21 protein-coding genes and 1 pseudogene are annotated in these 23,010 nt (G+C 63.6%); 12 read left to right on the top strand and 10 right to left on the bottom strand.

Translation table 11 applies throughout. The annotated features are described in order from the left end of the window. Window positions 1-26 precede the first annotated feature (26 nt). From secA to mtrA, 6 genes and pseudogenes are all read right to left on the bottom strand, one after another. Window positions 27-2,699, bottom strand: a pseudogene (secA, locus tag HMPREF3087_RS09800) (preprotein translocase subunit SecA). 219 nt (window positions 2,700-2,918) lie between these two features. Further along, complete coding sequence (gene hpf / locus HMPREF3087_RS09805) at window positions 2,919-3,587, bottom strand: ribosome hibernation-promoting factor, HPF/YfiA family (RefSeq protein WP_070429029.1); 669 nt, start codon at window positions 3,585-3,587, stop codon at window positions 2,919-2,921. A gap of 50 nt (window positions 3,588-3,637) precedes the next feature. Beyond that, window positions 3,638-4,402: a ComF family protein gene (locus HMPREF3087_RS09810; RefSeq protein ID WP_141738932.1), complete on the bottom strand. Its 765-nt coding sequence runs from the start codon at window positions 4,400-4,402 to the stop codon at window positions 3,638-3,640. Beyond that, window positions 4,351-6,039, bottom strand: coding sequence for an LpqB family beta-propeller domain-containing protein (locus HMPREF3087_RS09815; protein WP_070428975.1), 1,689 nt, complete (start codon window positions 6,037-6,039; stop codon window positions 4,351-4,353). Before HMPREF3087_RS09815 ends, HMPREF3087_RS09810 begins: the two co-directional genes overlap by 52 nt. Then, window positions 6,036-7,754, bottom strand: coding sequence for an MtrAB system histidine kinase MtrB (gene mtrB, locus HMPREF3087_RS09820; RefSeq protein ID WP_070428976.1), 1,719 nt, complete (start codon window positions 7,752-7,754; stop codon window positions 6,036-6,038). Before mtrB ends, HMPREF3087_RS09815 begins: the two co-directional genes overlap by 4 nt. After that, window positions 7,751-8,431 carry an MtrAB system response regulator MtrA gene (gene mtrA / locus HMPREF3087_RS09825; protein ID WP_070428977.1) on the bottom strand — a complete coding sequence of 227 codons (681 nt, stop codon included), beginning with the start codon at window positions 8,429-8,431 and terminating at the stop codon, window positions 7,751-7,753. Before mtrA ends, mtrB begins: the two co-directional genes overlap by 4 nt. A gap of 120 nt (window positions 8,432-8,551) precedes the next feature. On the opposite strand from mtrA, the gene HMPREF3087_RS09830 reads away from it, so the two are divergent. Genes HMPREF3087_RS09830 through HMPREF3087_RS09850 form a run of 5 tightly spaced genes read left to right on the top strand, consistent with a single transcriptional unit; the run spans window position 8,552 to window position 13,935 of the window. Further along, the gene (locus HMPREF3087_RS09830) at window positions 8,552-9,610 is read left to right on the top strand and encodes a hypothetical protein (RefSeq protein WP_070428978.1); all 1,059 of its coding nucleotides are present in this window, start codon (window positions 8,552-8,554) and stop codon (window positions 9,608-9,610) included. After that, complete coding sequence (locus tag HMPREF3087_RS09835) at window positions 9,607-10,281, top strand: DUF4129 domain-containing protein (protein ID WP_070428979.1); 675 nt, start codon at window positions 9,607-9,609, stop codon at window positions 10,279-10,281. The genes HMPREF3087_RS09830 and HMPREF3087_RS09835 overlap by 4 nt, the downstream gene beginning before the upstream one ends. Further along, window positions 10,278-11,480, top strand: coding sequence for a DUF4350 domain-containing protein (locus tag HMPREF3087_RS09840; protein WP_070428980.1), 1,203 nt, complete (start codon window positions 10,278-10,280; stop codon window positions 11,478-11,480). The genes HMPREF3087_RS09835 and HMPREF3087_RS09840 overlap by 4 nt, the downstream gene beginning before the upstream one ends. Next, window positions 11,477-12,643 (top strand): AAA family ATPase, encoded by a 1,167-nt coding sequence (locus HMPREF3087_RS09845; RefSeq protein WP_070428981.1) that lies wholly within the window; start codon window positions 11,477-11,479, stop codon window positions 12,641-12,643. The genes HMPREF3087_RS09840 and HMPREF3087_RS09845 overlap by 4 nt, the downstream gene beginning before the upstream one ends. Further along, entirely contained in the window at window positions 12,643-13,935 is a 1,293-nt protein-coding gene (locus tag HMPREF3087_RS09850) for a DUF58 domain-containing protein (protein ID WP_061944011.1), read from the top strand. Before HMPREF3087_RS09845 ends, HMPREF3087_RS09850 begins: the two co-directional genes overlap by 1 nt. A 77-nt stretch (window positions 13,936-14,012) precedes the next feature. Here the strand turns inward: HMPREF3087_RS09850 and HMPREF3087_RS09855 are convergent, their stop codons facing one another. After that, a complete protein-coding gene (locus tag HMPREF3087_RS09855; RefSeq protein WP_061944008.1) occupies window positions 14,013-15,008 on the bottom strand; it encodes a stage II sporulation protein M in 996 nt (331 codons plus the stop codon). Between the two features lie 53 nt (window positions 15,009-15,061). On the opposite strand from HMPREF3087_RS09855, the gene HMPREF3087_RS09860 reads away from it, so the two are divergent. Then, window positions 15,062-15,883, top strand: coding sequence for an RDD family protein (locus tag HMPREF3087_RS09860; RefSeq protein WP_070428982.1), 822 nt, complete (start codon window positions 15,062-15,064; stop codon window positions 15,881-15,883). A gap of 67 nt (window positions 15,884-15,950) precedes the next feature. On the opposite strand, the gene manB is transcribed toward HMPREF3087_RS09860, so the two are convergent. Beyond that, window positions 15,951-17,408, bottom strand: a complete 1,458-nt coding sequence (gene manB / locus HMPREF3087_RS09865) for a phosphohexomutase domain-containing protein (protein ID WP_070428983.1) — start codon at window positions 17,406-17,408, stop codon at window positions 15,951-15,953. Further along, window positions 17,405-17,722, bottom strand: a complete 318-nt coding sequence (locus HMPREF3087_RS09870) for a DUF3499 family protein (protein ID WP_019175635.1) — start codon at window positions 17,720-17,722, stop codon at window positions 17,405-17,407. Before HMPREF3087_RS09870 ends, manB begins: the two co-directional genes overlap by 4 nt. Before the next feature lie 64 nt (window positions 17,723-17,786). Here HMPREF3087_RS09870 and HMPREF3087_RS09875 point away from each other — a divergent pair, with 64 nt between their 5' ends. Continuing rightward, a complete protein-coding gene (locus HMPREF3087_RS09875) occupies window positions 17,787-18,143 on the top strand; it encodes a hypothetical protein (RefSeq protein ID WP_070428984.1) in 357 nt (118 codons plus the stop codon). A 77-nt stretch (window positions 18,144-18,220) separates the two neighbouring features. On the opposite strand, the gene HMPREF3087_RS10775 is transcribed toward HMPREF3087_RS09875, so the two are convergent. Further along, window positions 18,221-18,664, bottom strand: a complete 444-nt coding sequence (locus tag HMPREF3087_RS10775) for a WhiB family transcriptional regulator (RefSeq protein WP_280512867.1) — start codon at window positions 18,662-18,664, stop codon at window positions 18,221-18,223. Window positions 18,665-19,015: 351 nt separating this feature from the next. Here HMPREF3087_RS10775 and HMPREF3087_RS09885 point away from each other — a divergent pair, with 351 nt between their 5' ends. From HMPREF3087_RS09885 to HMPREF3087_RS09905, 5 genes are read left to right on the top strand one after another with little or no spacing between them, the layout of a single operon-like run. Then, window positions 19,016-19,804, top strand: a complete 789-nt coding sequence (locus HMPREF3087_RS09885; RefSeq protein WP_070428985.1) for a 2-phospho-L-lactate transferase CofD family protein — start codon at window positions 19,016-19,018, stop codon at window positions 19,802-19,804. Continuing rightward, window positions 19,801-20,832, top strand: coding sequence for a coenzyme F420-0:L-glutamate ligase (locus HMPREF3087_RS09890; protein WP_141738933.1), 1,032 nt, complete (start codon window positions 19,801-19,803; stop codon window positions 20,830-20,832). Before HMPREF3087_RS09885 ends, HMPREF3087_RS09890 begins: the two co-directional genes overlap by 4 nt. Window positions 20,833-20,861: 29 nt before the next feature. Then, window positions 20,862-21,464 carry a hypothetical protein gene (locus HMPREF3087_RS09895; protein WP_070428987.1) on the top strand — a complete coding sequence of 201 codons (603 nt, stop codon included), beginning with the start codon at window positions 20,862-20,864 and terminating at the stop codon, window positions 21,462-21,464. 42 nt (window positions 21,465-21,506) lie between these two features. Continuing rightward, entirely contained in the window at window positions 21,507-22,277 is a 771-nt protein-coding gene (locus HMPREF3087_RS09900; protein WP_070428988.1) for a CoA transferase subunit A, read from the top strand. 1 nt (window position 22,278) lies between these two features. After that, window positions 22,279-22,944 carry a CoA transferase subunit B gene (locus HMPREF3087_RS09905; RefSeq protein ID WP_062019719.1) on the top strand — a complete coding sequence of 222 codons (666 nt, stop codon included), beginning with the start codon at window positions 22,279-22,281 and terminating at the stop codon, window positions 22,942-22,944. Window positions 22,945-23,010 lie beyond the last annotated feature (66 nt).

The raw sequence follows: 23,010 nt of genomic DNA on the forward strand, positions 1-23,010 counted from the left end.
GGCTCGTCAGTGCTCAGACCGGGGCCTCAGCGACGCTTCTTCTTGCGGCGTTCTGCGCGGTTGCCCGAACCGCCGTCGTCGTCCGCCGCAGTGTCCGTGCGCGCTTCACTTTCCCCAGATTCGCTGGGGCCGGCCAGCGTCAGCTTGGGCAGCTTGGTGCGGAAGACATCGGACTCAACTTCGACCTCGTCGCTCTTGACGGTCTTGACCTGCACCTGCAGCTTGTTGACAAGGCGCGTGGCGTCTTCCTTGATGCCGTCCTGCATTCGGGTGAACATCTCAAAGCCCTCGCGCTGATACTCCACGAGCGGATCGCGCTGCGCCATAGCGCGCAGGCCGATGCCGTTCTTCAGGTAGTCCATTTCGTACAGGTGCTCACGCCAGCGCTTGTCGATACTGGTCAGCAGAACGCGGCGCTCAAGCTGGCGCAGCGCTTCTGAACCGAGTTCTTCTTCGCGCTTTTCGTAGGCGAGGTCGGCATCCGCCTGGACTTCTTCGAGGATCTTTTCGCGGTTGAGGCTGTTCTTGCCTCCCGCGTCCTCGTAGAGGTCTTCCGGCGTAATCGAGGTGGCGTAGAGGTCCTGCAGCGCAACGAACAGCTTGTCCATTTCCCAGTCTTCGGGATCGCCGACCGTCGCGCCTTCGACGTAGGCGCGCAGGACATCGTCGCGAAAGTCGTGAATCTGGTCTTCGAAGTCGTCGCCTTCGAGAACGCGCTGGCGTTCGTCGTAGATGACGGTGCGCTGGCGGTTGAGAACATCGTCGTACTTCAGGACGTTCTTGCGCTGCTCCGCGTTGCGCTGCTCGATCTGGTTCTGCGCCGACAGAATTGCGCGGCTGACCATCTTCGATTCAAGCGGTTCATCTTCCGGGGTGTTCGCCAGGGCGAGTGCACGCTCTGCGGCACCAGCGCCGAACAGGCGCATAAGGTTGTCGCGCATCGACAGGTAGAAGCGCTATTCACCGGGGTCACCCTGACGGCCGGAACGTCCGCGCAGCTGGTTGTCGATACGACGGGATTCGTGGCGCTCAGTGCCCAGAACGTAGAGGCCGCCGAGTTCGCGGATTTCCTCCGCGGCTTCCTCGACCTGCTTTTCAGCCGCTTCGAGAACGGCTGGCCACTGGGCTTCGTATTCTTCGGAGTCATCGGCCGGGTCCAGGCCGCGCTTCTCCATTTCTGCCACCGCAATGTGCTCAGCATTGCCGCCGAGCATGATGTCGGTACCGCGGCCGGCCATGTTGGTGGCGACCGTAACCGCGCCCTTGACACCGGCCATTGCGACGATTGCGGCTTCGCGCGCGTGGTTCTTGGCGTTGAGGACCTCGTGGCGGATGCCCCGCTTGGCCAGGAGACCCGACAGGTATTCGGACTTTTCCACGCTGGTGGTGCCCACAAGAACCGGCTGGCCCTCTTCGTGGCGCTCGGCGATGTCTTCGACAACCGCGTCGAACTTCACCTTTTCATTGCGGTAGACGAGGTCGGGCTTGTCTTCGCGCAGCAGCGGCTTGTTCGTGGGAATCGGCACGACGCCGAGCTTGTAGGTCGAGTTGAACTCGGCAGCTTCGGTTTCGGCGGTACCGGTCATGCCCGACAGTTTGTCGTACAGGCGGAAGTAGTTCTGCAGTGTGATCGTGGCGTGAGTCTGGTTCTCGGCCTGAACTTCGACGTTCTCCTTGGCTTCCAGCGCCTGGTGCAGACCCTCCGAGTAGCGACGGCCGGGCAGTATACGTCCGGTGTGTTCGTCGACGATCATGACTTCGCCGTCGAGGACGACGTAGTCCTTGTCGCGTTTGAACAGCTCTTTGGCCTTGATCGAGTTGTTGAGGAAGCTGATGAGCGACGTGTGGTCTTCGTCGTAGAGGTTGCCGATGCCGAGGTAGTTCTCAACCCGCTCAATACCGGGCTCGAGAATGCCGACGGTGCGGTTCTTTTCGTCGACTTCGTAGTCGCGGTCCAGTTTGAGGCGCTTGACGATCGTGGCGAATTCGCCGAACCAGCGGTTGGCGTCGCCTTCAGCAGCACCCGAAATGATGAGCGGGGTGCGCGCTTCATCAATGAGGATCGAGTCGACTTCGTCGACGATTGCGAAGTTGTGGCCGCGCTGGACCATGTCGGCTACTTCCAGCGCCATGTTGTCGCGCAGGTAGTCGAAGCCGAATTCGTTGTTGGTGCCGTAGGTGATGTCAGCGGCGTACTGTTTGCGACGCTGGGAGGGCGCCATGTTCGACATAATGCAGCCGGTTTCCATTCCGAGGAACCGGAACACACGCCCCATGAGTTCTGACTGGTAGCTGGCCAGGTAGTCGTTGACCGTCACGACGTGCACGCCCTTGCCGGTCAGTGCGTTGAGGTACGACGGCGCTGTGGCGACCAGCGTCTTGCCTTCACCGGTCTTCATTTCGGCAATATTGCCCATGTGCAGTGCGGCGCCGCCCATGAGCTGCACGTCGAAGTGGCGCAGTCCGACCGTGCGCGTGGAGGCTTCGCGGACAGCTGCGAAAGCTTCCGGAAGAAGCTTGTCAAGGCTTTCGCCGTCGGCAACACGGGCCTTGTAGCGGTCGGTTTCTTCACGCAGCTGCGCGTCAGTCATGTCGCTGTATTCGTCGGACAGGTTGTTGATCGCCGTGGCGTAGTTCCGGAGCCTCTTCAGGGTGCGTCCTTCGCCGAACCGAAGCAGCTTCTCAAGGATGTTGGCCACGTTTCTCCTCTGTCCGTCTCAGCGCAGCGAATCTCGACATGCGCCCGACAAGTCTAACGCGCAGTTGCGCGCATGTCGCGCGGACAGCCTGCGGGCCGAACGAGCCAGCAGGCGACATCGCCCATCGGATTGTCAGTGCTGCCCCACTCCGACTCCAGAAAACAGAACGCGGCGGATGCCGTGAAGCATCCGCCGCGCTGTTTCAGCAGGGCTGACAGGTCAGCTGTTCTTGGAGTCGTCCAGTGCGATCACACCGTAGCTCCAGCCGCGCCTGCGGTAGACGACCGACGGCTGCGAGGTTTCTTCGTCAATGAAGAGGTAGAAGTCGTGGCCGACCATCTCCATGCGGTTGAGAGCTTCTTCGATGCCGATCGGCTCGGCCGGGAAGGTCTTTTCGCGCAGCAGAACCGGAGAATCGCCTTCAGCCTGAATGCGGCCGTTGGTGGGGTCTGCTTCCTCGGCGTCGCTGTCTTCTTCGACTGCCGGTTCGCCGTCTTCGGCGGCTGCGGGGGCTGCCGGGGCGTCGACAACGGGCATTTCGGCGAATGCTTCACCGGTCGACTGGCGACGGTGGCCGCCCTTGCGGGAGATCTTGCGGCGATCACGTGCCCGGCGCAGACGCTCAAGGAGCTTCGCCCAAGCGAGGTCAAGTGCCGCGTACTTGTCTGAAGCGTGCGCTTCGGCGCGCAGAACCGCTCCCTTGCTGAACACGGTGATTTCCACGCGGAAGGCCTCGTCTGGACGACGCACGCTGTCTTCGTGGGTGATGTTGACTTCAACGGCCTGGGCATCAGGGCTGAGCTTTTCGGCCTTGGAGATCTTGTCCTCAATGTGGGTGCGGAAGCTGTCCGAGATGGCGAGGCCGCGTCCCTTGACGACGATGTCCATTGTGCTCTCCTTTGACGTCGGGAAACCATCAACAACGATGGTCACCTTCATTAAACCGCATCGAGCTCAGGCTGACGAGAACTCCCCCGCGCGATTCCGATAACCGCCAGTCCATCCGGTGTGCACCCGGCATTCATGAGTGCGCGCGTCGATTCCGCACCCGTTGCCCCCGTGGTGGAAATGTCGTCGACGACGACGACCTTCGCCCGCCTGCCCCACTGTCGTACCAGGTGAGTGTGTTCGCGGGCGATGGCGTGTGTGCCTTCGACATTTGCCTTCCGGGCCGCACTGCCAAAGCCCACCTGGTCGCGGTGGCGGCTGACGGTGAGAACATCGGCGCACCCAGCCCGCAGCCCGTCAGAGCGCAGCATCTGGGCTGCTGACTCAGCGAATGCGGCAACGTGGTTGCCTCCTCGCCTGCGCACAGCAGACGATGACGAGGGCACCGGAACGAGGATCACCGGCTTGCCGTCAACCTGGCTGTTCTGAAGGGAATCGACGACGGCACGGGCCAGGAGAAGACCCAAAACGGCCACGATGTCACGTCTGCCGTTTTCCTTATAGGCCACGAGCACATTCCGCAGCACACCGTCGTACACGCCCGCCCCGCTGACCGGCAGGTGGCCGAAGCGCGGTTGGCTGCGCACAACGGGTCCATCGAGAGCTTCGATGCAGTCGCCGCACAGCGACACGGTTTCGATCCCGCACCCTGCACACACGCGCGGCAGGAGCAGATCGGCGATGTCAGACAGCAGCTTCACGGTCAGCCCGGGTACGTGGGGTTCCAGGCCTTTGCGCCGACGATTCGCTGCCACGTCCCGGACGTGTAGGTGTAGACATCACCGCTCTCAGCCCCAACCCGCATGCTGCCGAGGTCGCCGGCAGCCGAGATCGTCTGGCCGCCGGAAATTGACCCCAGTCCCACGGACGGTCCGCCGACCCACACGCGGTAAGCACCAGCCGAAGCATCATCCGCGGACAGCACGGCCAGGTAAGATCCGCCGGCCCAGCTGAAGTCCGCAACCTGATCGAATTTCTGGCCGACCGACAGCGGCGCCCCCGCGGTCAGATGGTTGGGCTTTCCGCCTCGGGAGCGGACGATTCCCACCACGTCGATGCGGGTGCCGTCCGCAGCGGAAGTCAGGACGGCCAGCCGGCTGCCTTCGCGGGAGACCGCGATTCGCTTGATGGTGCGGTCTTTGGCGAACGGCACCGCCATCTTCACGAGTTCGCCGTTTTTGCCCACGACGCGGATCTCCGCCGACTTGGCTTCGGCCGTGTACACCCATTCGAAACGGTCAACGCTCACACCCACAAAGTCCTTTCCGGTGATGAGGGTTTCGACGTCTTTTTCTGCGCTGAAGCGCTCGACCTGCTTGCGGTTTTCATTCGTGTAGTAGTAGGTGTTCCCGTCATAGGACTGGGCCGGAAGGACCTTGTCCGACACTTTCGGCGAATTGGGAACCGGTTCGAAGGAGTTGCCCCGAACTTCCGCGATCTTCCCTTCCGAAACCACAACGGCGGGCGCATCGACCGGCAGGTCAGCTGACACGTCGGAGCCCGAGGTGATGTTCGACTGGGGTGTCTGCACGCGCACATCAGAGATCGAGGTGTTGGCCCGCAGGGTTTGGGATATCTGGGAGTACAGGCGCTTGCTTGTCCCTTTGTCGAGGTCACCGGCTTCCTGGGACAGGCCCACGTCGACTGTGCCGCCTTCGACTGTGACGACGGACGGTTCGAGCGTCGTGCCTTCCGGAACGGCCGAGATGACAGCTCCGCGCAGATTGTCCGCGGGTCCCCGAAGCAGCTGGCGGGCCACTTCCGTCAGCGTGCTGTTGCTGCGGACAAACCACCGCACGTCGGGAACAAGATATGAATAGTCCTGCGTGAAGAAGTACAGCGGATATGCCTGGAAGAGCCGATTGAAGTTCGCTTCTGACAGCACGATGCCGTCGGGAGCATCCGAGATCCGCCATTCGCCGTTGACCTGGCGAAGGCTGAACTTCAGCTTCGTCTCTGTACCCGAGGGGCTGTCGCGGTAGACGTGTGCGGAATCGAGGGATGCCTGCACGGGAACCGTAAACGACACACTGCGCGAATCGGTTGTCACAGAAGCTGTGAGGCTCTCCAGCGACAGACCCGATTCGACGATCGAGACGCTTTTGAGCGGGCTCCATTCGCCGGCGAAATCGTCAGTCAAGAAAGAGCGGGCCACTGCAAAGCTGCTGGCAGGGCTCGAACCGGCCGCCAGGAAGCCGCGCACGATCGAGGCGGGGCTGGCACCGGGTGCCGGGCCGTCCGGGTCGGTGCGGGACTGAACATCGTTGTCGGAGTCCTCCACGGCGACCGTTCCGATCTGCCCGCTGTGGGGAATCGTGGCGCAGCCGGCCGCACTGAACGTCAGAAGGCAGGCCGTCACAGCCGCCGCGAGTTTCCGGAGCCTGCTGGTCATGGCTGTCCTCCGTCCTCATCCGCCGCATCAGACGGTGATGCGGTTTCAACGACAATCGGTATCGAGCCGGTCTGCACGCGCACCGCGCCGTCCGAGGTTGCGGGCCCGGCGATGAGCGCAGGTCCGCTGCTCGGGGCGTCTGCCGGCGGCAGCGGCAGCGGTGAGGATGTCAGCTCGGCTCCCTGTTTCCGCGGAAGCGTCAGCCGGAAGCACGCTCCGTCGCCCGGACTGCCCCACGCCTGCAGCCACCCGCCGTGCAGGTGGGCGTCTTCCAGTGCGATCGCCAGGCCCAGGCCGGTGCCGCCGAGCGTACGACGCCGCGATGGATCACCGCGCCAGAATCGGTCGAACACGTGCTCGACCTGATCTGCGGTCAACCCGACACCGTGATCGCGGATGCTGACCGCGCACGACTCTGCGGTCGCCGCAACATACACGTCGATGTTCTTCTTGTCGCCGTGTTCGATCGCGTTGACGATGAGGTTGCGCAGGATCCTGCCGATGCGGATCTGCTCGACTTCCGCGGTTACGGGGGTAGACGGGGTGTGCATGACGATCTGACTGCCGGACTGCTCAGCCACGAAGGTCAGCCCGTCGACCACATTGGACACGATTTCTGTGATGTCCTGTTCAGTGGTTTCCAGCTTGACGAAACCAGCGTCATGCCGCGAAACCTCAAGCAGGTCCGACAGGAGCAGCTCAAAGCGCTCCACTTGGGACTTCAGCAGCTCTAGGGAGCGCTGCCCCGTTTCGTCGAGCTCGTCCTTTTCGGCATACAGCATTTCGGTGGCCGCACCGATCGTGGCCAGCGGTGTGCGCAGTTCGTGAGAAACATCCGACACGAACTGGCGCTGCTGCACGGTGAGCTCTTTCATCCGCACAATCTGGTCCTGCAGAGTGTCCGCCATGTCGTTGAAGCTGCGGCCCAATGCGCCGAGTTCGTCGTGGCTGGTGACGGTGACGCGTTCATCGAGGTCGCCGTCGGCCAAGCGAAGCGCAGCCCGCGCCGTTGAGCGGATGGGTGACACCACAAGCCCTGTCACAAGCCAGGCCACAGCCACGACGAGGACGACCATGACGATGCCGGCAACTGTGAGCGCACGTTGGATGAAGCTCAGCGTGTTCTGCTCTTCCTGCAGGTCGGCAACAACGAACAGGTCGAATTTGCCGCTGCCGGGCAGCGAGACTGTCTGTGCGACCACGATTCCGGGAGAGTGCTGCGCGCCCGGCAGGGTGATCGACTGGTACGTCTGGGTGCCAGCCGGGGTTTCCTGTGCCCGGCTGAGAAATTCCTCGTCGAGCTCTGAGGGCCGAACCGGCTCCTGGCCGTACGGCAGGGCGATGATCGGGGCGACCGAGCGTCCGCGATCCCGCGGTTCCAGGGCGATGCTGCGCAGCGGGGTCGACGACCGGGCCATCATGCCGCGCAGCTGTGTGTTCACGGTTTCGCTCAGCTGTGCGATGCCCTCCGACGTTGCGGTGGCTTCGAGCTCTGATGCGTAGCCGGCAGTCTGCGAGGTGATCGACTGCAGTTTGGCCTCATACAGGCCGCGGGCGATTTCCCGCGATACGTATGAACCGACCAGAAGGACCGCCGCCATCGACAGAATGAGCGTCAGCGCAACGACGCGCACCTGCAGCGAACGGCGGAACAGCCGAACCGTGAACAGGTACGCCCGCAGCGCCAGCCGCCGGACGGTCTTCCAGAGTCTCACGCAGCGTGACCGGCCCGATAGCCCACGCCGCGGACGGTGACGACGATTTCAGGATTCTCAGGGTCGCGCTCGATCTTCGAGCGCAGACGCTGCACGTGCACATTGACCAGGCGCGTATCAGCCGAGTGTTGGTAGCCCCACACTTCTTCCAGCAGCTGTTCGCGCGAAAACACCTGCCACGGCTTGCGGGCCAGTGCAGTCAGCAGGTCGAATTCCAGGGGCGTAAGCGAAATCGGCTCTCCGCCGCGGGTCACGTTGTGACCGGACACGTCAATGGTGAGGTCCCCGACAGTCAGGTGCTCCGGCGCTGTGGGTTCGGTGATGCGCAGTCGGGCGCGCACCCGGGCGACGAGCTCCTTGGGCTTGAACGGCTTGGGAACATAGTCATCGGCCCCGGCTTCGAGACCGGCGACAACGTCGACCGTGTCGGATTTGGCCGTGAGCATGATGATCGGGACATCGGATTCCCGGCGGATTTCACGGCAGACTTCCATGCCGTCTTTGCCGGGAAGCATGAGGTCAAGAAGCACGAGGTCGGGCTTGGATTCGCGGAATGCTCCGAGGGCGCCATCGCCGGTGGCGCAGAAATCGGGGTCAAATCCTTCTGACTTCAGCACAATGCCGATCATTTCGGCCAGCGCCGTGTCGTCGTCTACCACAAGAATCCGTGCGTTCATAGTTTTTATTGTTCCCTACCCACCAAAGGTTTTCACTTCGGCCCGCCGATTTTCGCGCAGCATGATCACGGGAAGCTGTGGAATGATGGGCTGGTCAAATACTCATCCCGCAGGAGTGAAGTGTTCACACAGAACAGCCCTGATTGGGGTCTGACCGTCGACTGGTCGACGGGCCAGCGGGTTCCCGCCAAGGCTCGCCGCCGGCCCCAATGGTCTCCCCCGCCTGTCCCGGGGATTCTGCCCAAGCGCCCCTTGGGCTTCTTCGAGGTGCTCGACGGCGGCTTCCGCCTGATGCGCCGCTTCCCCGGCTTGACCTACGGCAGCGCAGGACTCGGTGCAGGGCTGACCGCCGGCCTCTTTGCTCTTGCGGGAGCCATCACGTGGTACTTCGGGCACAGCTTCTTCACCAAGCTCCTCAATTCATCCGAAGAAGCTCTGAGCGGTCTGAGCTTTGTGGTGCAGATCGGCGCGGGAGTCGTCGAATACCTCACCCTGGCTGCTCTCATCGTCTTCAGCGGACTGGCGAGCATCGGCGCCCGCGAAGCATTCTTCGGCCGCACAATGTCACTGCGCCAGGCCTGGCAGCACCTCCGAGGATCCCGTCGAAAGCTGTTCGGTGCGGCACTGCTTATGGGCACGGCCCACCTCATAGTTCTCGCGGTCTTCCTTGCCGCAGCGATTCTCGCCGGCGCTGTGGGCGGAACTGTCATCGGCCTGACCCTGGGCACAGCGCTCGTCCTCGTCTGGTGGGCGCTGACGGTGTTCTTCGGCATTCGCCTGAGCCTGACGGGATGCATCATCGCCCAGGAGCGAGTGGGGACCTTCACCGCCATCGCCCGGTCCTGGAAGATGACAGGTCGCGGCTTCTTTCAGGTGGCTGGACAGACCGTGTTCGGGTTCTGGCTGGCCAATCAGGTCATCGGCGTCATCGCCACACCGGCTTTCATCTACTTGGGAGGCGTCATCGGCGTGCTCTCGATTCTGATGCTCGGCGGTGGCGAGTTCGAGGGGCCGATTGTCGCGGCTGTTCTCGGCACCATCTTCACGGGGCTGTTGCTGGCTATCGGCGTTCTCCTCTACGCCTACCGGGCGGCTCTTCTGGCAACCGTCTACTTCAACCTGCGCATGCGCTCGGAAGGCTATGACCTCGTCCTCCTAGCAGAAGCGGAGGAAGTGTGAGCGGACTGCAGCAGCCCACCCCGGAACAGGGCCGTGAATGGGCCGAACGCGAACTGTCTGATCCGCGCTACAGCGAGGTCGATATTTCGTTCTTCGGCAAGATCAGGCGCATGCTCGACCTGTTCTTCCAGAAGCTCGCGGACGGGGTCGACAGCGCCCAGTCCCCGTGGTTCATCATCGGCGTCGTCCTGTTCACAGCGGCCGTTATCGGCTTTGTGATCTGGCGGGTTCGCCGCGGCACCGACGACGATTTTTCGAAGCAGCTTTTCCAGATGGACGCCGAATTCAGCGGTGTCGAACCCCGTGTGTTCCGCAAACTCGCGCACGAAGCGGCAGAGAACGGCGATTGGGCAGATGCCACTGCCAACCAGATCCGCGCAGTTTTCGCAGAGCTGAACAAGAAGCGGATCATCGACGTCGAGGCTGCCTCGACCGCAGCTGAGCTTGCAGCAGCGGCTTCCGCGGCAGTGCCGGCTATGAGCGACAAGCTGAATCAGGCTGCCTCGCTCTTCGACCGGATCGTCTTCGGCAGCCACTCCGCAGACGAAGCCGACTACCGCTTCGCCGAGCAGCTCGACTCCGCGGCTCAAGCGCTGCGCACGCCCGCTCAGGAAACAGCTGACTCGGCTGAATCTGCAGACTCCCGCGGTTCTGAGCAGGTGAGCGCATGAGCGCCGCACTCGACGTCGCGGTCCGCGGCACACGCTCGGCTGGCCCCGGACGCAGCCTGAAGTCTCTCGGCCGATCAGCCGGTCTGTGGCTCGTGCTGGTGGCTGTTCTCCTCATGGCCAGTGCGGCCATCACGTTGACCTCCGCGGAACGAGACGAAAGACGTTCCGGGCATTACGACAGCTTCGCCGCAGATGGCACTCACGCCTACGCCAAACTTCTTGAAGACCACGGCGCCAAGCTTAAAAAGACCGACAACTTCGACACGGCTGTAGAAGCCGCCGCCAAACCTGACACAACGGTCGTTGTCATCAACCCGGACGACATATCCGTCGACAGCAGGCAGAAGATGACCGCCGCAGCCCAAAAAGGCGGCCACGTGATCCTTTCAGCCCCGTACGACATGGGCGGCTGGGGAAACACAATTCACCCGACAGAGGAATTCGCCGCCCCCGACGACTTTGCAGAATCTCGCGAACCCGCCTGTGACTACCCCGCAGCCAAGAAGGCAGGCCCGGTCAGCGCGCCCTTCAATCACTACTACTCGACCCAAAAAGACTCGGTGAAGTGCTATTACCGCCCCGACATGGGCAAGCAGGCCTCCGGCCTCGTCCAGGCTCCGGTCGGCAAGGGCACTATGACGGTGATGGGCAACAGCAGTTGGATTGCCAACGATCAGATCGCCCTGCACGGCAACGCTTCACTGGTCATGGGCCTTGTCGCGGATGCAGATTCCGTCGTCCTGTTCTGGCCGAATCCCAATGACTTCATCGACTCCGATATCCAGGAGACCCAGGATTTCGTTCCCCAGTGGGTGTACTTCGCAGTCCTGTGGATCGGCGTGCTCACCCTGGTGGCTCTGCTGTGGCGCGGACGCCGCTTCGGCCCACTGGCCGCCGAGCACCTGCCGGTGACTGTGCCGGCCAAGGAAACCGTGACCGGCCACGCGGGTCTTCTACAGCGAGCCGGAGCAAGACCGGAAGCGCTGCGGCCCATTCAGCAGGCCGCTACCATCACGCTGGCCCGCAAGCTCAGCGTGCCCGCGTCAGCCCCAGCAGAAGACGTCTGCCGCGCCGTCGCGGCCAAACTGGGCGAAAGCCCACAGCGCATCGAACACCTTCTGCTGCACGCAGAACCGACATCAGACGCAGAACTTGTCAGCCTGGCTCAGGCCATCAGCGAACTCGAAAGGCGACTATGACAAACCAGCACGACCCCAGCGCTCCCGTCCCGGACATGCCTGAGAACCAGGCCGGCGCACAGCCGTCCGGTTCGGTGCCCACCCCCGCAGGTTCCGCCTCGGCAGCGGCTCCTGCCCCGGCGAACCCCCAGGCGAGCGCTCAGCCGCCCGGCGCACAGCCCGCATCGTCGCTTGTTGACCGCCTGGCCCAGGATCACCAGCTCACAGACGTCGACCACGAACTGCGTGCCCGCTTCGGTGCCGTCAGCACCGCGACGGCCAACGCGGTTGTCGGTCAGGGCCACGCCACGCACGCTCTGCTCATTGCGCTGCTCACGGGTGGCCACGTGCTGCTGGAAGGTGTTCCCGGTGTCGCCAAAACGCTGCTGGTGCGTGCTCTGTCGCACGCTGTTGAGCTCGATCACGCGCGCATCCAGTTCACCCCGGACCTCATGCCCAGCGATGTGACCGGTTCGACCATCTACGACGCCAAGACCGGCGACTTCGAGTTCCGTCCCGGCCCGGTGTTCACCAACATCCTCATCGCCGACGAAATCAACCGCACCCCGCCGAAAACCCAGTCGGCCCTGCTCGAGGCGATGGAAGAGAAGCAGGTCTCGGTCGACGGCAACACGTACTCCCTGCCCCAGCCGTTCCTCGTTGCCGCAACCCAGAACCCCATCGAGTACGACGGCACCTACCCGCTGCCGGAAGCCCAGCTGGACCGCTTCCTGTTCAAGGTCCAGATGAACCTGCCGCAGCGCGATGCTGAGCTTGACATCTTGCAGCGCCACGCCGGCGGTTTTGCCGCAGACAAACTGGCCGATGCCGGGGTGACCCCGCAGATCGATGCCGAGGGGATCCTCGCTGCCCGCGAGCGCGTGGCAGATGTCTACTGCGCCCCGGAAGTGCTCGGGTACATCGTCGACCTCGTGCAGGCCACACGCCAGGCCCCGTCACTGGAACTGGGTGTGTCTCCCCGAGGCGCCACTCGCCTTCTGTCTGCCGCGCGGGCTCACGCGTGGCTGTACGGGCGGGCGTTCATCACCCCGGATGACATCAAGTTCCTCGTGCCGATTTCCTTCCGCCACCGTGTGCGCCTCAACCCTGAAGCGCACATGGACGGTCTCGACGTCGACGATGTTCTCGAATCGATCGTGTCGACGGTTGCGGTTCCGCGCTGATGGTTCTCACGTGGCGCACCATGGTCTTCGCCGGGATCATCGGCGTAGGCGTTGTTGCCCTGCAGACGACCGCGGCCGCGCTCATCGGGATCACGGTGCTGCTGGTCGGCATTGTCGTCGACCTGCTCATCACGCCGTCCCCGCGCAGGATTGAGGCGGCGCGCACTCCCGGCGGCAAGGTTCGTCTGGGCCAGGAAACGTGGGCCGACCTCACCCTGCACAATCCCACCAAGCGCACGTACAGGCTGCACCTGCGTGATGCGTGGTCGCCCAGTGCCGGTGCTGAGAACAACCGGGACCGCTGTCGTCTTGCCGCGGGCGAATCGCACGTGCGCCGACAGACGCTCACTCCCACGCGCCGCGGCTGGCTGTCAGCGGACAAGGTCACGCTGCGCAGCTTTTCGGTCTTGGGGATTGCCGGCCGTCAGGTGTCATTTGATGTTCCGGCCCAGGTTGCGATCACTCCCCCGTTCCTGTCGAGGCGCCACCTGCCTTCGCGTCTGCACCGCCTGCGGGAACTGGAGGGCCGCACGGCACTCATGGTGCGCGGTATGGGAACCGAGTTCGATTCGCTGCGCGAATACGTGCCGGGTGATGATGTGCGCTCAATTGACTGGCGTGCCACGGCTCGTGCCCAGGAGGTCATGGTCAAGACGTGGCGGCCCGAACGCGACCGTCGCGTCGTGATCGTCATCGACTCCGGCCGGCTCGCAGCCAAGCGTTCTGCCGAGGGCACGCAGTTCGACACGTTCGTTGAAGCTGCCATGCTGCTGACGGCGTTGGCTGGCTCTGCCGGCGACCGTGTTGATGTGATCGTGGCCGACGCTAGGATCCGCACCGCGTTCGGCCCCCTGGCCCGGGAAAAGGCGATCCCCCGCTTTGATGAGGAGATCGCGGACATCTTCCCCAGCCTGTACGAATCCGACTGGCAGGTCATGGCCTCTGAGGTGCTCAAGCGCTGCTCCACGCAGGCGCTCGTCGTGTTCCTCACTCCCCTGGATGCCATCACCATCCAGGAGGACGTTCTGCCGTCGCTGCCGCTGCTCAAGCGCGGCCACCAGATTGCCTTCGCCTCGGTTTCCGATCCGCAGCTGCAGGACATGGCCGACGAGGTCTATTCACCCGCTCAGGTGTACCGGGCCGGTGCTGCACAGCGGGAAATGCTCAATCAGCGTGCGCTCAGTCGCGCAATGTCGGCAAGCGGCGTCTATTCACTCACCGAACCCGAAGAGAAGCTCCCGCCGGCGCTTGCGGACCTCTACATCCGGCTCAAGGCGCAGGGGAAGCTCTGATGAGCGGCACCTCGTGAATTGACGTACGAGGTGCCTGCCCCGTGGTCTGCTGACCACGGCTTTCTCTGTGGTCGGGCTTACTGGACGGTGACGGTGCGGTAGCCTGCGCGCTCCTCGTCGAGGTCACCGTCGAGACCCGCAAGGTAGGCGGGACGGCCCAGTGCAATCGTGTAGGCGACGATGCCTATGGTGAGTGCAGCACCGAAGATCATCTTGATTCCGAAAGGCATGTAGGACGGCGTGATGAAGCCTTCGATGAGGCCGGACAGGAACAGGAAGATCACGAGTCCCATGGCAACCGTGATGAGCGAACGGCCCTCTTTGGCCACAGCCTGACGTCGCGTCATATTGCGCGGAATGATCCAGGACGTGAAGATCTTCAGACCCGCGGCAGCGGCAATGAGGATGCACGTGATCTCCGGGACACCGTGGGGCAGGATGAACTTCCAGAAGTCCTCCGCGTAGCCGGCCTCATACATAACAGCGGCCATGATCCCCGTGTTCGCCGCGTTCATGATGATGCCGTTGATGACGTAGATCCCGGTGATGCCGAGCACCACCCACTGCACGGCAATCCAAGCGTTGTTGACCCACACGCCCAGGGCGAAGACCGAACTGGGGTTTTCACGGTAGTAGGCGACAAAGCCGCGTTCGGCGATCTCCCGCTGTGCTTCCGGCGGCAGCATGTAGTCAAGCAGACCGGGGGTCGTGGCCGCCCAGATGTGGGTGCCCACGGCAACACCCGTGAACAGCACAAAGACGCCGACAAAATACCAGCGCAGCGAATACAGTGCCGCCGGCAGCGACTGCCCGAAGAAGCGCGTGGCCGTCGACTTCGCAGAACCGGGAACAGAGCCGAAGTGGACCCTCGCCTGCAGAACAACCCGGCTCAAGTAGACCGCGGCGTCTGATTCCGGGGCGACCGTCTGCAGATGCGACAGGTCTTTGTTCGCCCTGCGGTACAGGCGGTTGAACTCTGCCACTTCGGCCCCGGACAGGCGCGACTTCTTCGAAAGGCGCTGCAGCTCTTTCCAGTCCGGCGAATTCAAAGCGGCCAGCAGAATGGGATCCATAAAGACCAGATTAAAGCATCTTGACCCGGCGGCGAATATGCGAGGATGTACGGGTGAGCAAACTCGTCACCGGTGAGGCCATCAGCCTCAGCATCCGCCCCGCATCCCTCATGGCGCGGGCGGCATCATGCGCTATTGACTTCGCGATCTACACGGTCGTGTCCATCGCCTACTTCATCGGGCTGGCATACCTTCTGAGCAATGTCGACACCTACAACGGCGAATTGCTTGCAATCACGATCGTCACAGTCGCGTCGATCTTCATTCTTGTGGGCGTGCCCTGCATCGTCGAATTTCTGACGCGCGGCCGTTCTGTCGGCAAGCTCATTGTGGGACTGCGGATCGTCCGCGACGACGGGGGTGCCCTGGCTTTTCGCCACAGCCTTATCCGCGCCCTCCTGTGGCCTTTTGAGATTCTGGGCTCCGGAGGCGGTGTCGCGGCTCTCGTGGGTTTGTTCTCCGCTGACACGAAGCGGCTGGGCGATCACCTGGCGGGCACCATCGCCATCAGCGAACGGGCAAAGCTGCCGGTGACGCGCACCAACCCCGTCAAACCCGAATTGGCAGCCTGGGCGCGCAGCGCTGACATTTCCCCGATCCCCGCACCCCTGCAGCACCGCGCGGCACAGTTCCTCGCAACGGCTCACATGCACACGAAGGAATCCCGGTGGGCGCGAGCAGTGGAAATCGCCGATGAGCTCAACAACTACGCTGCCCCGGCGCCCCCAATGGGCACACTGCCCGAAGAGTTCATTGCCACGATCGTGGAGTTCCAGCGCTGGGACGGCTACCGGCGAGCGCAGAACGCGCAGAAGGCCAAAGACGTCTTTGCCAGCCGCATGGACAGGCTGCCCCACGGCATGCGCCTGCAGTGAGCCATGCGCCTGCAGTGAGCGCGGCAGGCGGCCTTCTGCGCAGGCTGAGTGGGCTTACCGAGCGGGCCTATGCGCGGATGATGGCCAGTGCCGCTTCGACGAGTTCGTCAACCCGCTCCTGGTTGCCGGCTTCCACGTTGAGTCTGACAAGCGGCTCCGTATTGGATGTGCGCACATTGATCCAGAAGCCATCACCGTCGAGCGTGATTCCGTCCAGGCGATCAATTGTCACGGGGCCGAAGTCACCGCGCTGGCCGGCCTCAGCCACGGCCTCCAGCACCGCCTGCTGATCTTCGACGCGTGAATTGATTTCACCGCTCATGGGCCCGGGCGCGTAGTCAGCTGCCAGTTCGCTCAGCTGTTTGCCCGAAGCGTGCACGGCGGCGAGTACGTGTCCTGCTGCGAGCAGACCGGAGTCTGCCCCGAAGAAATCGCGGAAGTAGTAGTGAGCTGAGTGCTCGAACGCAAAGACAGCGTTGTTGGTGCGCATGGCCTGTTTGATGCCGGAATGCCCCACCGCAGTGCGCACGGGCGTTCCGCCGGCCTTTTCCACCCACTGCACTGAAGAACGCGATGTGAGCAGGTTGTGCAGCACAACGGGCTGTTCTTCCGCGCGGACGCGGCGGATTTCGTTGACGGCGGTCATCGCACCGATCGCGGATGCTGACACGGTGTCGCCGTTTTCATCCACAAAGAAGCAGCGGTCGGCATCGCCGTCGAAGGCCAGGCCGATGACAGGTTCGGCTGTTTCGGCACGCGCTGCGATGACAGCTTTCTGCAGGTCGACGAGGTTGGCGGGATCCAGCGGGTTGGCCGGGTGGTACGGGAAAGTGCCGTCGGGCTCCATGTACATGCCGCGCACCGTGATGTTCAGCGCCTCCAGCCCCGCCGCACTTCCGAACACCTGCGGAACCGTCAACCCGGCCATGCCGCTTCCGGCGTCGACGACAATCGTCAGCCCCTGGACCCGGTTTAAGCCGGTGAGGCTGCGGATGCGCTCGGCGAAGCCGCGGGCCGTGCGCTGCGCCAGCGCTTCATCGACGCCAAGCGGCGTATCAGCGGCTGCCGCAGAGTCGGCGGAGCCGGGGTCGTAGGAACATTCGGGGGCGGAGTCCAGCAGTTCGAGTGCTGTGCCCAGAAGGTCTTTCCGGGACACACCGGATGCTCCGGGTCCGCACACTTTGATTCCGTTGTATTCGGGCGGGTTGTGGCTGGCGGTCACCATGAGACCGGGCAGACCGTATTCGCCGGAAGCGAAGTACAGCTGATCGGTCGAGGCCATGCCGATGTTCTTCGGCTGCAGTCCCGCCTGCCGGCTGCCTGCCGCCAGCAGGCGCGCATAGCGCGGCGAGGTTTCCCGCATGTCGTGGGCGATGAGGATCTCCTCGCTGCCCCACTCGGCTTGTGCGGCGCGGGCAACAGCCCAGCCGAAGGCGAAGATGAACTCGTCAGTAAGCTCTTCGCCGACGAGCCCGCGTACGTCATAGGCGCCGACGGCCCGGCGTTCACGCGCAAAGCGAGTCATGTGTCCTCGATGATGGTCAGATGTCCGTGTTTGCGGCCTTCGGGCGCTTCGGGTTCGGCTTCGCGGACGGCATCTGCAATCGCCAGCAGATCATCGCGGGTTCGCTCGATGGGCGGGCCGTCGGTTTCCAAGCGGATGATCTGCCATTCCTGTGGCGGGGTGATCCGATCGGAGTGGGTTTCGCACAGGTCGTGGGCGCCGGGTTCAGGCTGTTGGGAAAGAGGACCGATGACAATGCACGCTTCGGAATGCACATAGGTGAGCGTGCGATTGGCCGGTTCAGAGCAGCCGATTTTGGAACAGGTGCGAAACACACAGGCAGTGTAGTACAGGCCGCTGCGCGTTTGAGCGGATACGCTGGCGCGGAAGGGAGGCCCCGTGTCCAGGCATCGTGATTTTCGCGGTTCGGCTCTGCCGCCGCACGCTCCGGGCGCAGTGACCCGCTGGGACCAGCTGCACAGGGCCGGGTCGGAGCTGCTGGCTGAGCTGCTCACTGCCCGAGGTGCCAATCCAGAAGACTACGAACTGCGGCTGTGCTGGGTGCCGCCGGCTGGCCAGCAGGGGCTGACCACGTCGATGGGCCTTGCGGCTCTCGCCTATGAGCGCACGGATACAAGCCCCGGCATCATCGAGGTCAACTACCTGCCGCTGCGCGCTTTGGCGCGCACTGCCCAGGAGAGGGGCCAGATCCTCGATGCGGAGCTGACGGAGCTGCTGGACCTCATGTTCGGCTGATGCCCACCCGAGGCAGCGGCCCGGAAACGGAAAAGGGGCGACGGCTGGCGCCTCGCCCCTTTTTCAGTCCGTGGAGTTCACACGACCTGCTTCTTCACACGACGTCGTTCGCGTTCTGACAGTCCGCCCCAAATTCCGAAACGCTCGTCGTTGGACAGCGCGTATTCGAGACATTCGGCGCGAACCTCGCAGGAAGCACACACCCTCTTAGCTTCGCGGGTGGAGCCGCCCTTTTCGGGGAAGAAAGCCTCGGGGTCCGTCTGGGCGCACAGCGCCTGGTCCTGCCAATCGAGACCGCCGTCGCCTTCTCCCAGGAGGAGAGCCAGCGGATTGATGCTGGAAATGCCGGCATCGGGTCCGCCGGAAATCGGCTTGAGCTCGGTAGGATCGACAGAGAGCGGATCCGGGACGAAAGACGGGGAGGAGTGCGCAGGGTCGACGAACCAGTCCTGAGCTGCACGCTCGGTGACACTGGGTGCCGGACGCTGCGGAGAACTCTTGTATTTGCGCGCTTCTGACACGTGCTTCCCCTTTCTACGACAGTCCTTGCGGGACGCGTCGTAGTTAAATTACACGTGTGTCATTCCCCTTTAGTCAAGTGGGGTCATGCTATTCAGCCCTCCCAGAACCCGACAATAGAACACGCGTTCCCACCCCACTGGCCACATGAACACAACATGTGGCCACCGACTACCCCGCACACCACAACCTGTGGGACTCGGGCCGATTTCTCATGATTTTTCCCATCCGCTGCACCCTTTCCCCTCCCGCCGGACAGCCTCGTGCTGAACAGATCGGGCCGGCGTCTCTTGACAGAAAGAACACTGTGCACCGATTCGGCGCACACGAACATCGGATGACATGATGAGCCCATGAAGATCACCGTTCTGCCCGTCACCGACGGACTCACCCACGTGCTCGCCGACGTCCGCCAGGCGGGGCTGCAGCATGCCGATACGGACTTGACGGTGATTGCCTCCACGCTCACCGACGTCACCGTCCACGGGCTGCGCTTCTGCCCCGACATCGATGCCTGCCTCATCCCGCCGGCATCGCCGGTTCCCGGTGGCGCAGCAGCCGAACTGGCCGCTTTTCGGGTAGACGCCGAGTGGTTCCGCATGAACGACCTCCAGCTGGCCGCGGCGGTCCTGCGCAGCCGGCTTATGGGGCTGGGCTACGGGCTGGCCGCGGTCACACAGGCCATGAGCAAGCGCTACGCACCGGATTTCACTCTGCTGCCGCTGACCGACACCGCTGTCGAAACGATGGTGGTCGTCCCGGGAACTCAGTCTGAGGAAGCGTGGCCGGCACGTCGCTACATCGCAGAGGGCCGCACGGACGCCACGCGCATTGCCCGCCCTGTATTCGACAGTGCCAAAGCCGCGCCTGGCGTACTCAAAGCAATCCGCGAAGCCGACGTCGTCATCTTCGCCGTCGACGAACGTCCCGAGTTCACGGCCGAACCAGCACTCCGCCTGCCGGGCATGATGGATGCTCTCACCGGCACCCGCGCCCAAGTTCTTACGGTCGGCGCCGACCGACTGGATGCGGAAACCCGCACCGGGCTCGGCGGCGAAAGAGCCGATGAGCGGCTTGCTGAACTCCTCGCAGAGGCCGCCTCGGCACGCCCGGACGACGGGCCGACCACGGTGTGGGGATGATGGCGCGAACATCGCTGGCCACGGCGTTTGGAATCGCCGCGGGCTTCCCGCAGAACCCCCTCGACACTGACCGCACGGCAGCTCTGATCGCCGCCGACATCGACAGGGCCCGAGTGGAAATCCGGGATGACGACATCATCGCCGTGCGCGCAGACTTCGTGTCAGCCTGCCAAGGACGCCTGCTGCCGGCCGACAGCCCTGACCTCGAAACAAGCGTTGCCGAAGCCACCCGCGCGCTCATAGCCTCGCGGACGTTCAACGGCACCCCCGTGCGCCTGACCTTCACCTCCAACGGCACCGTCGAATTCAACGGTGGGCACCGCGCAAAAGGGCAAACAGTCATCGCCCCGGTGCGCCACCCGCACCGGTGGGCAGCTGGGGCCGGCGCATGGCTGCGCTCCTATTTCTCGGCCGATATCGGAGTCGTCATCTTCCAGGACCTCCCCCACCCCTTCCGGCGGGGACAGCGAGCGGGAAGCCTCGCCTCGTACGGGGTTGTCGACCAGAGAACAGCTGACCACGCAGCCGCGACTGCGGCGCTCACTGCAGAAGACTCGACGCTTGCGATCATCCGCGCCCACAGCAGCAGCCCTGTCGTACCGGACGCGCCAACCGAACATCCCGCGGAAACCTTGGACGAAACAGGCGGGCTGGCCCCGTGGTTCCGCCTGGGCTGGGCAGAAGCGTGCCAGAGTGCGCTCGGTGCCCACCCGGAGGGCCTCCGGCCGATCTCCGGCACCCGCCACGACGACATCCTTGCCCACGTCAGCCGCGCAATAGCGACAGTGCGCTCAGGTCCCGCCCGCGTGCCCGGCGAAGACGGCTGGCGCTTTGTGCCCATGGGCTCCGGCGCTCGCGTGCTCATCGAACCGGCAACGCAGACCACAGTGGAAGACCCTCGCGCGGCCATCGGCTTGGGTGCTCTTGTCGAACGCTTCAGTTCGGCGCTGTGGATTGAGGGCCTGCGCGCCGACGCTCACGTGCGCACCGACGGCAGCGGCGCCGACGTGCGGATCATCGTGCCCTGACCCGCCATCCAGACCAACCGAGGAGAACCGTGTTCGCATCGTTCATCGCCCAGCTTGCCGCCCGTTCCGAACCGGCCGTGCGCTGGTCCGGGCCTTCCGGAGACCTTGAGCTCACGGGCGCTGTGTTCGCCAACTGGATCTACAAGTCCACCGCTCTGTGGGAGGACTATGGGGCCTCGGGACTAGCCGTCATCACCGACGGCCACCTGCACTGGCGGGCGGCCGTCGGCATGCTCGCCGCGGCGGGCCTCGGTCTGCCGGTTTCGGTCCTCGAGGCCGATTCGCCAGCCCCCGATGGCGCTCACATGGCTCTTGTTCCCGCCGGCATGGAGCAGGCGAGCGCGGCTGTCGACGCCGATGAGGTCTTCGTCTACGCGACCGAACCGCTGGCACTGACCACCGACGTCCCTGGGGACTTCCTCGACTTCATCACCGAGGTCCGCTCCCTGCCGGACGTGCTTCCTCTCGCCTACACGCAGCAGCTGCGGCTGGACGTGAAGGGCAGGACGCTGAGTGTCCCGATTCCCGAAGAGCCGGGACCGGACGCTGTTCTGCCCGCCTTCCCCACTGACGAGGCGGAGCTCACCAACGCCCTGCGGGCTCTTCTGGGCGGGATTCTCACCTTGGGCTGAAAGCCCTGCAAAGCCAATGGGGTCGCGTGATAAATTCGCACCATGGACAAAGAAGTTTCATCACCCGCTGAAGCGGTTGCAGACATTTTTGACGGCGCCCGCATTGCCGTAGGCGGCTTTGGAGTCGTCGGAGTTCCCGAATACCTCATCCGCGCTCTGCGTGATCAGGGTGCAAAGAATCTCACCTGCGTTTCCAACAACGCGGGAACTGATGGCCGAGGCCTTGGCCTTCTGCTCGAAAGCAAGCAGATCAGCCGCATGATCGCCTCGTACGTCGGCGAAAACAAAGAGTTCGCCCGCCAGTACCTGTCCGGCGAGCTCACCGTGGAACTGACCCCGCAGGGCACTCTGGCAGAAAAGCTGCGCGCTGCCGGTGCTGGGATTCCGGCGTTCTACACCATTACGGGCGCCGGCACCCAGGTGGCCGAAGGCGGCATGCCGTGGCGCTATGACGCCGATGGCAACGTGGTCGAGTCTTCCCCCGCCAAGGAAGAACGGCAGTTCGACACCTTCGGCGAAGAGCAGACCTACGTACTCGAAGAATCCCTGCCGTGCGATTTCGCACTGGTCCGCGCGGCCAAGGGCGACCGCCACGGCAATCTCGTGTTCAACAAGTCAGCACAGAACTTCAATCCGCCGGCCGCGCAGGCCGGGCGCATCACAATCGCAGAAGTCGAAGAGCTCGTCGAACCGGGTGAAATCGCCCCGGCGGATGTTCACCTGCCGGGTGTGTACGTGCACCGGGTCGTGAAGCTCAGCCCAGAAGAAGCTGCTGACAAGCCCATCGAAAAGCTCACGGTGCAGGAGGACTGACATGGCACTTTCACGCAACCAGATGGCTGCCCGCGCCGCGCAGGAACTCGAAGACGGCAGCTACGTCAACCTCGGCATCGGCATGCCAACCCTCGTCCCGAACTATGTTTCCGACGACGTCCAGCTGGTGCTCCAGTCCGAAAACGGCCTCCTGGGCGTGGGCCCCTACCCCACCCGCGAAACGGTCGATCCGGACCTCATCAACGCCGGCAAGGAAACCGTCACCATGCGCCCGGGTGCAGCGTATTTCGACTCTGCGCAGAGCTTCGGCATGATTCGCGGCGGCAAGATCGATGCGGCCATTCTCGGTGCTATGCAGGTCGATGAGAAGGGCGACATCGCCAACTGGATGATCCCCGGAAAAATGGTCAAGGGCATGGGCGGAGCCATGGACTTGGTGCACGGCGCGAAATCCGTTTTCGTCATCATGGACCACGTGGCTCGCGACGGTTCGCCCAAGCTTCTTGAGAAGTGCGAACTTCCGCTGACCGGCAAGGGCGTTGTGCAGCGCATCATCACCGACCTCGCCGTCATCGACGTCACCCCGGAGGGCTTCACGCTCGTTGAGCGCGCACCCGGTGTCACCGTCGAGGAGATCGTCGACAAGACGCAGGCGAAGCTGATCGTCGACGGCGATGTTCCCGAAATGCAGGTTGCCGACGTCTGATCCTGCCGGGATACCCGTCAACCACAGAAACACCCGTCAGCCTTGCTGCTGACGGGTGTTTTGCTG

It is taken from the genome of Brevibacterium sp. HMSC22B09, from assembly GCF_001806795.1.
Lineage (GTDB): Bacteria > Actinomycetota > Actinomycetes > Actinomycetales > Brevibacteriaceae > Brevibacterium > Brevibacterium ravenspurgense.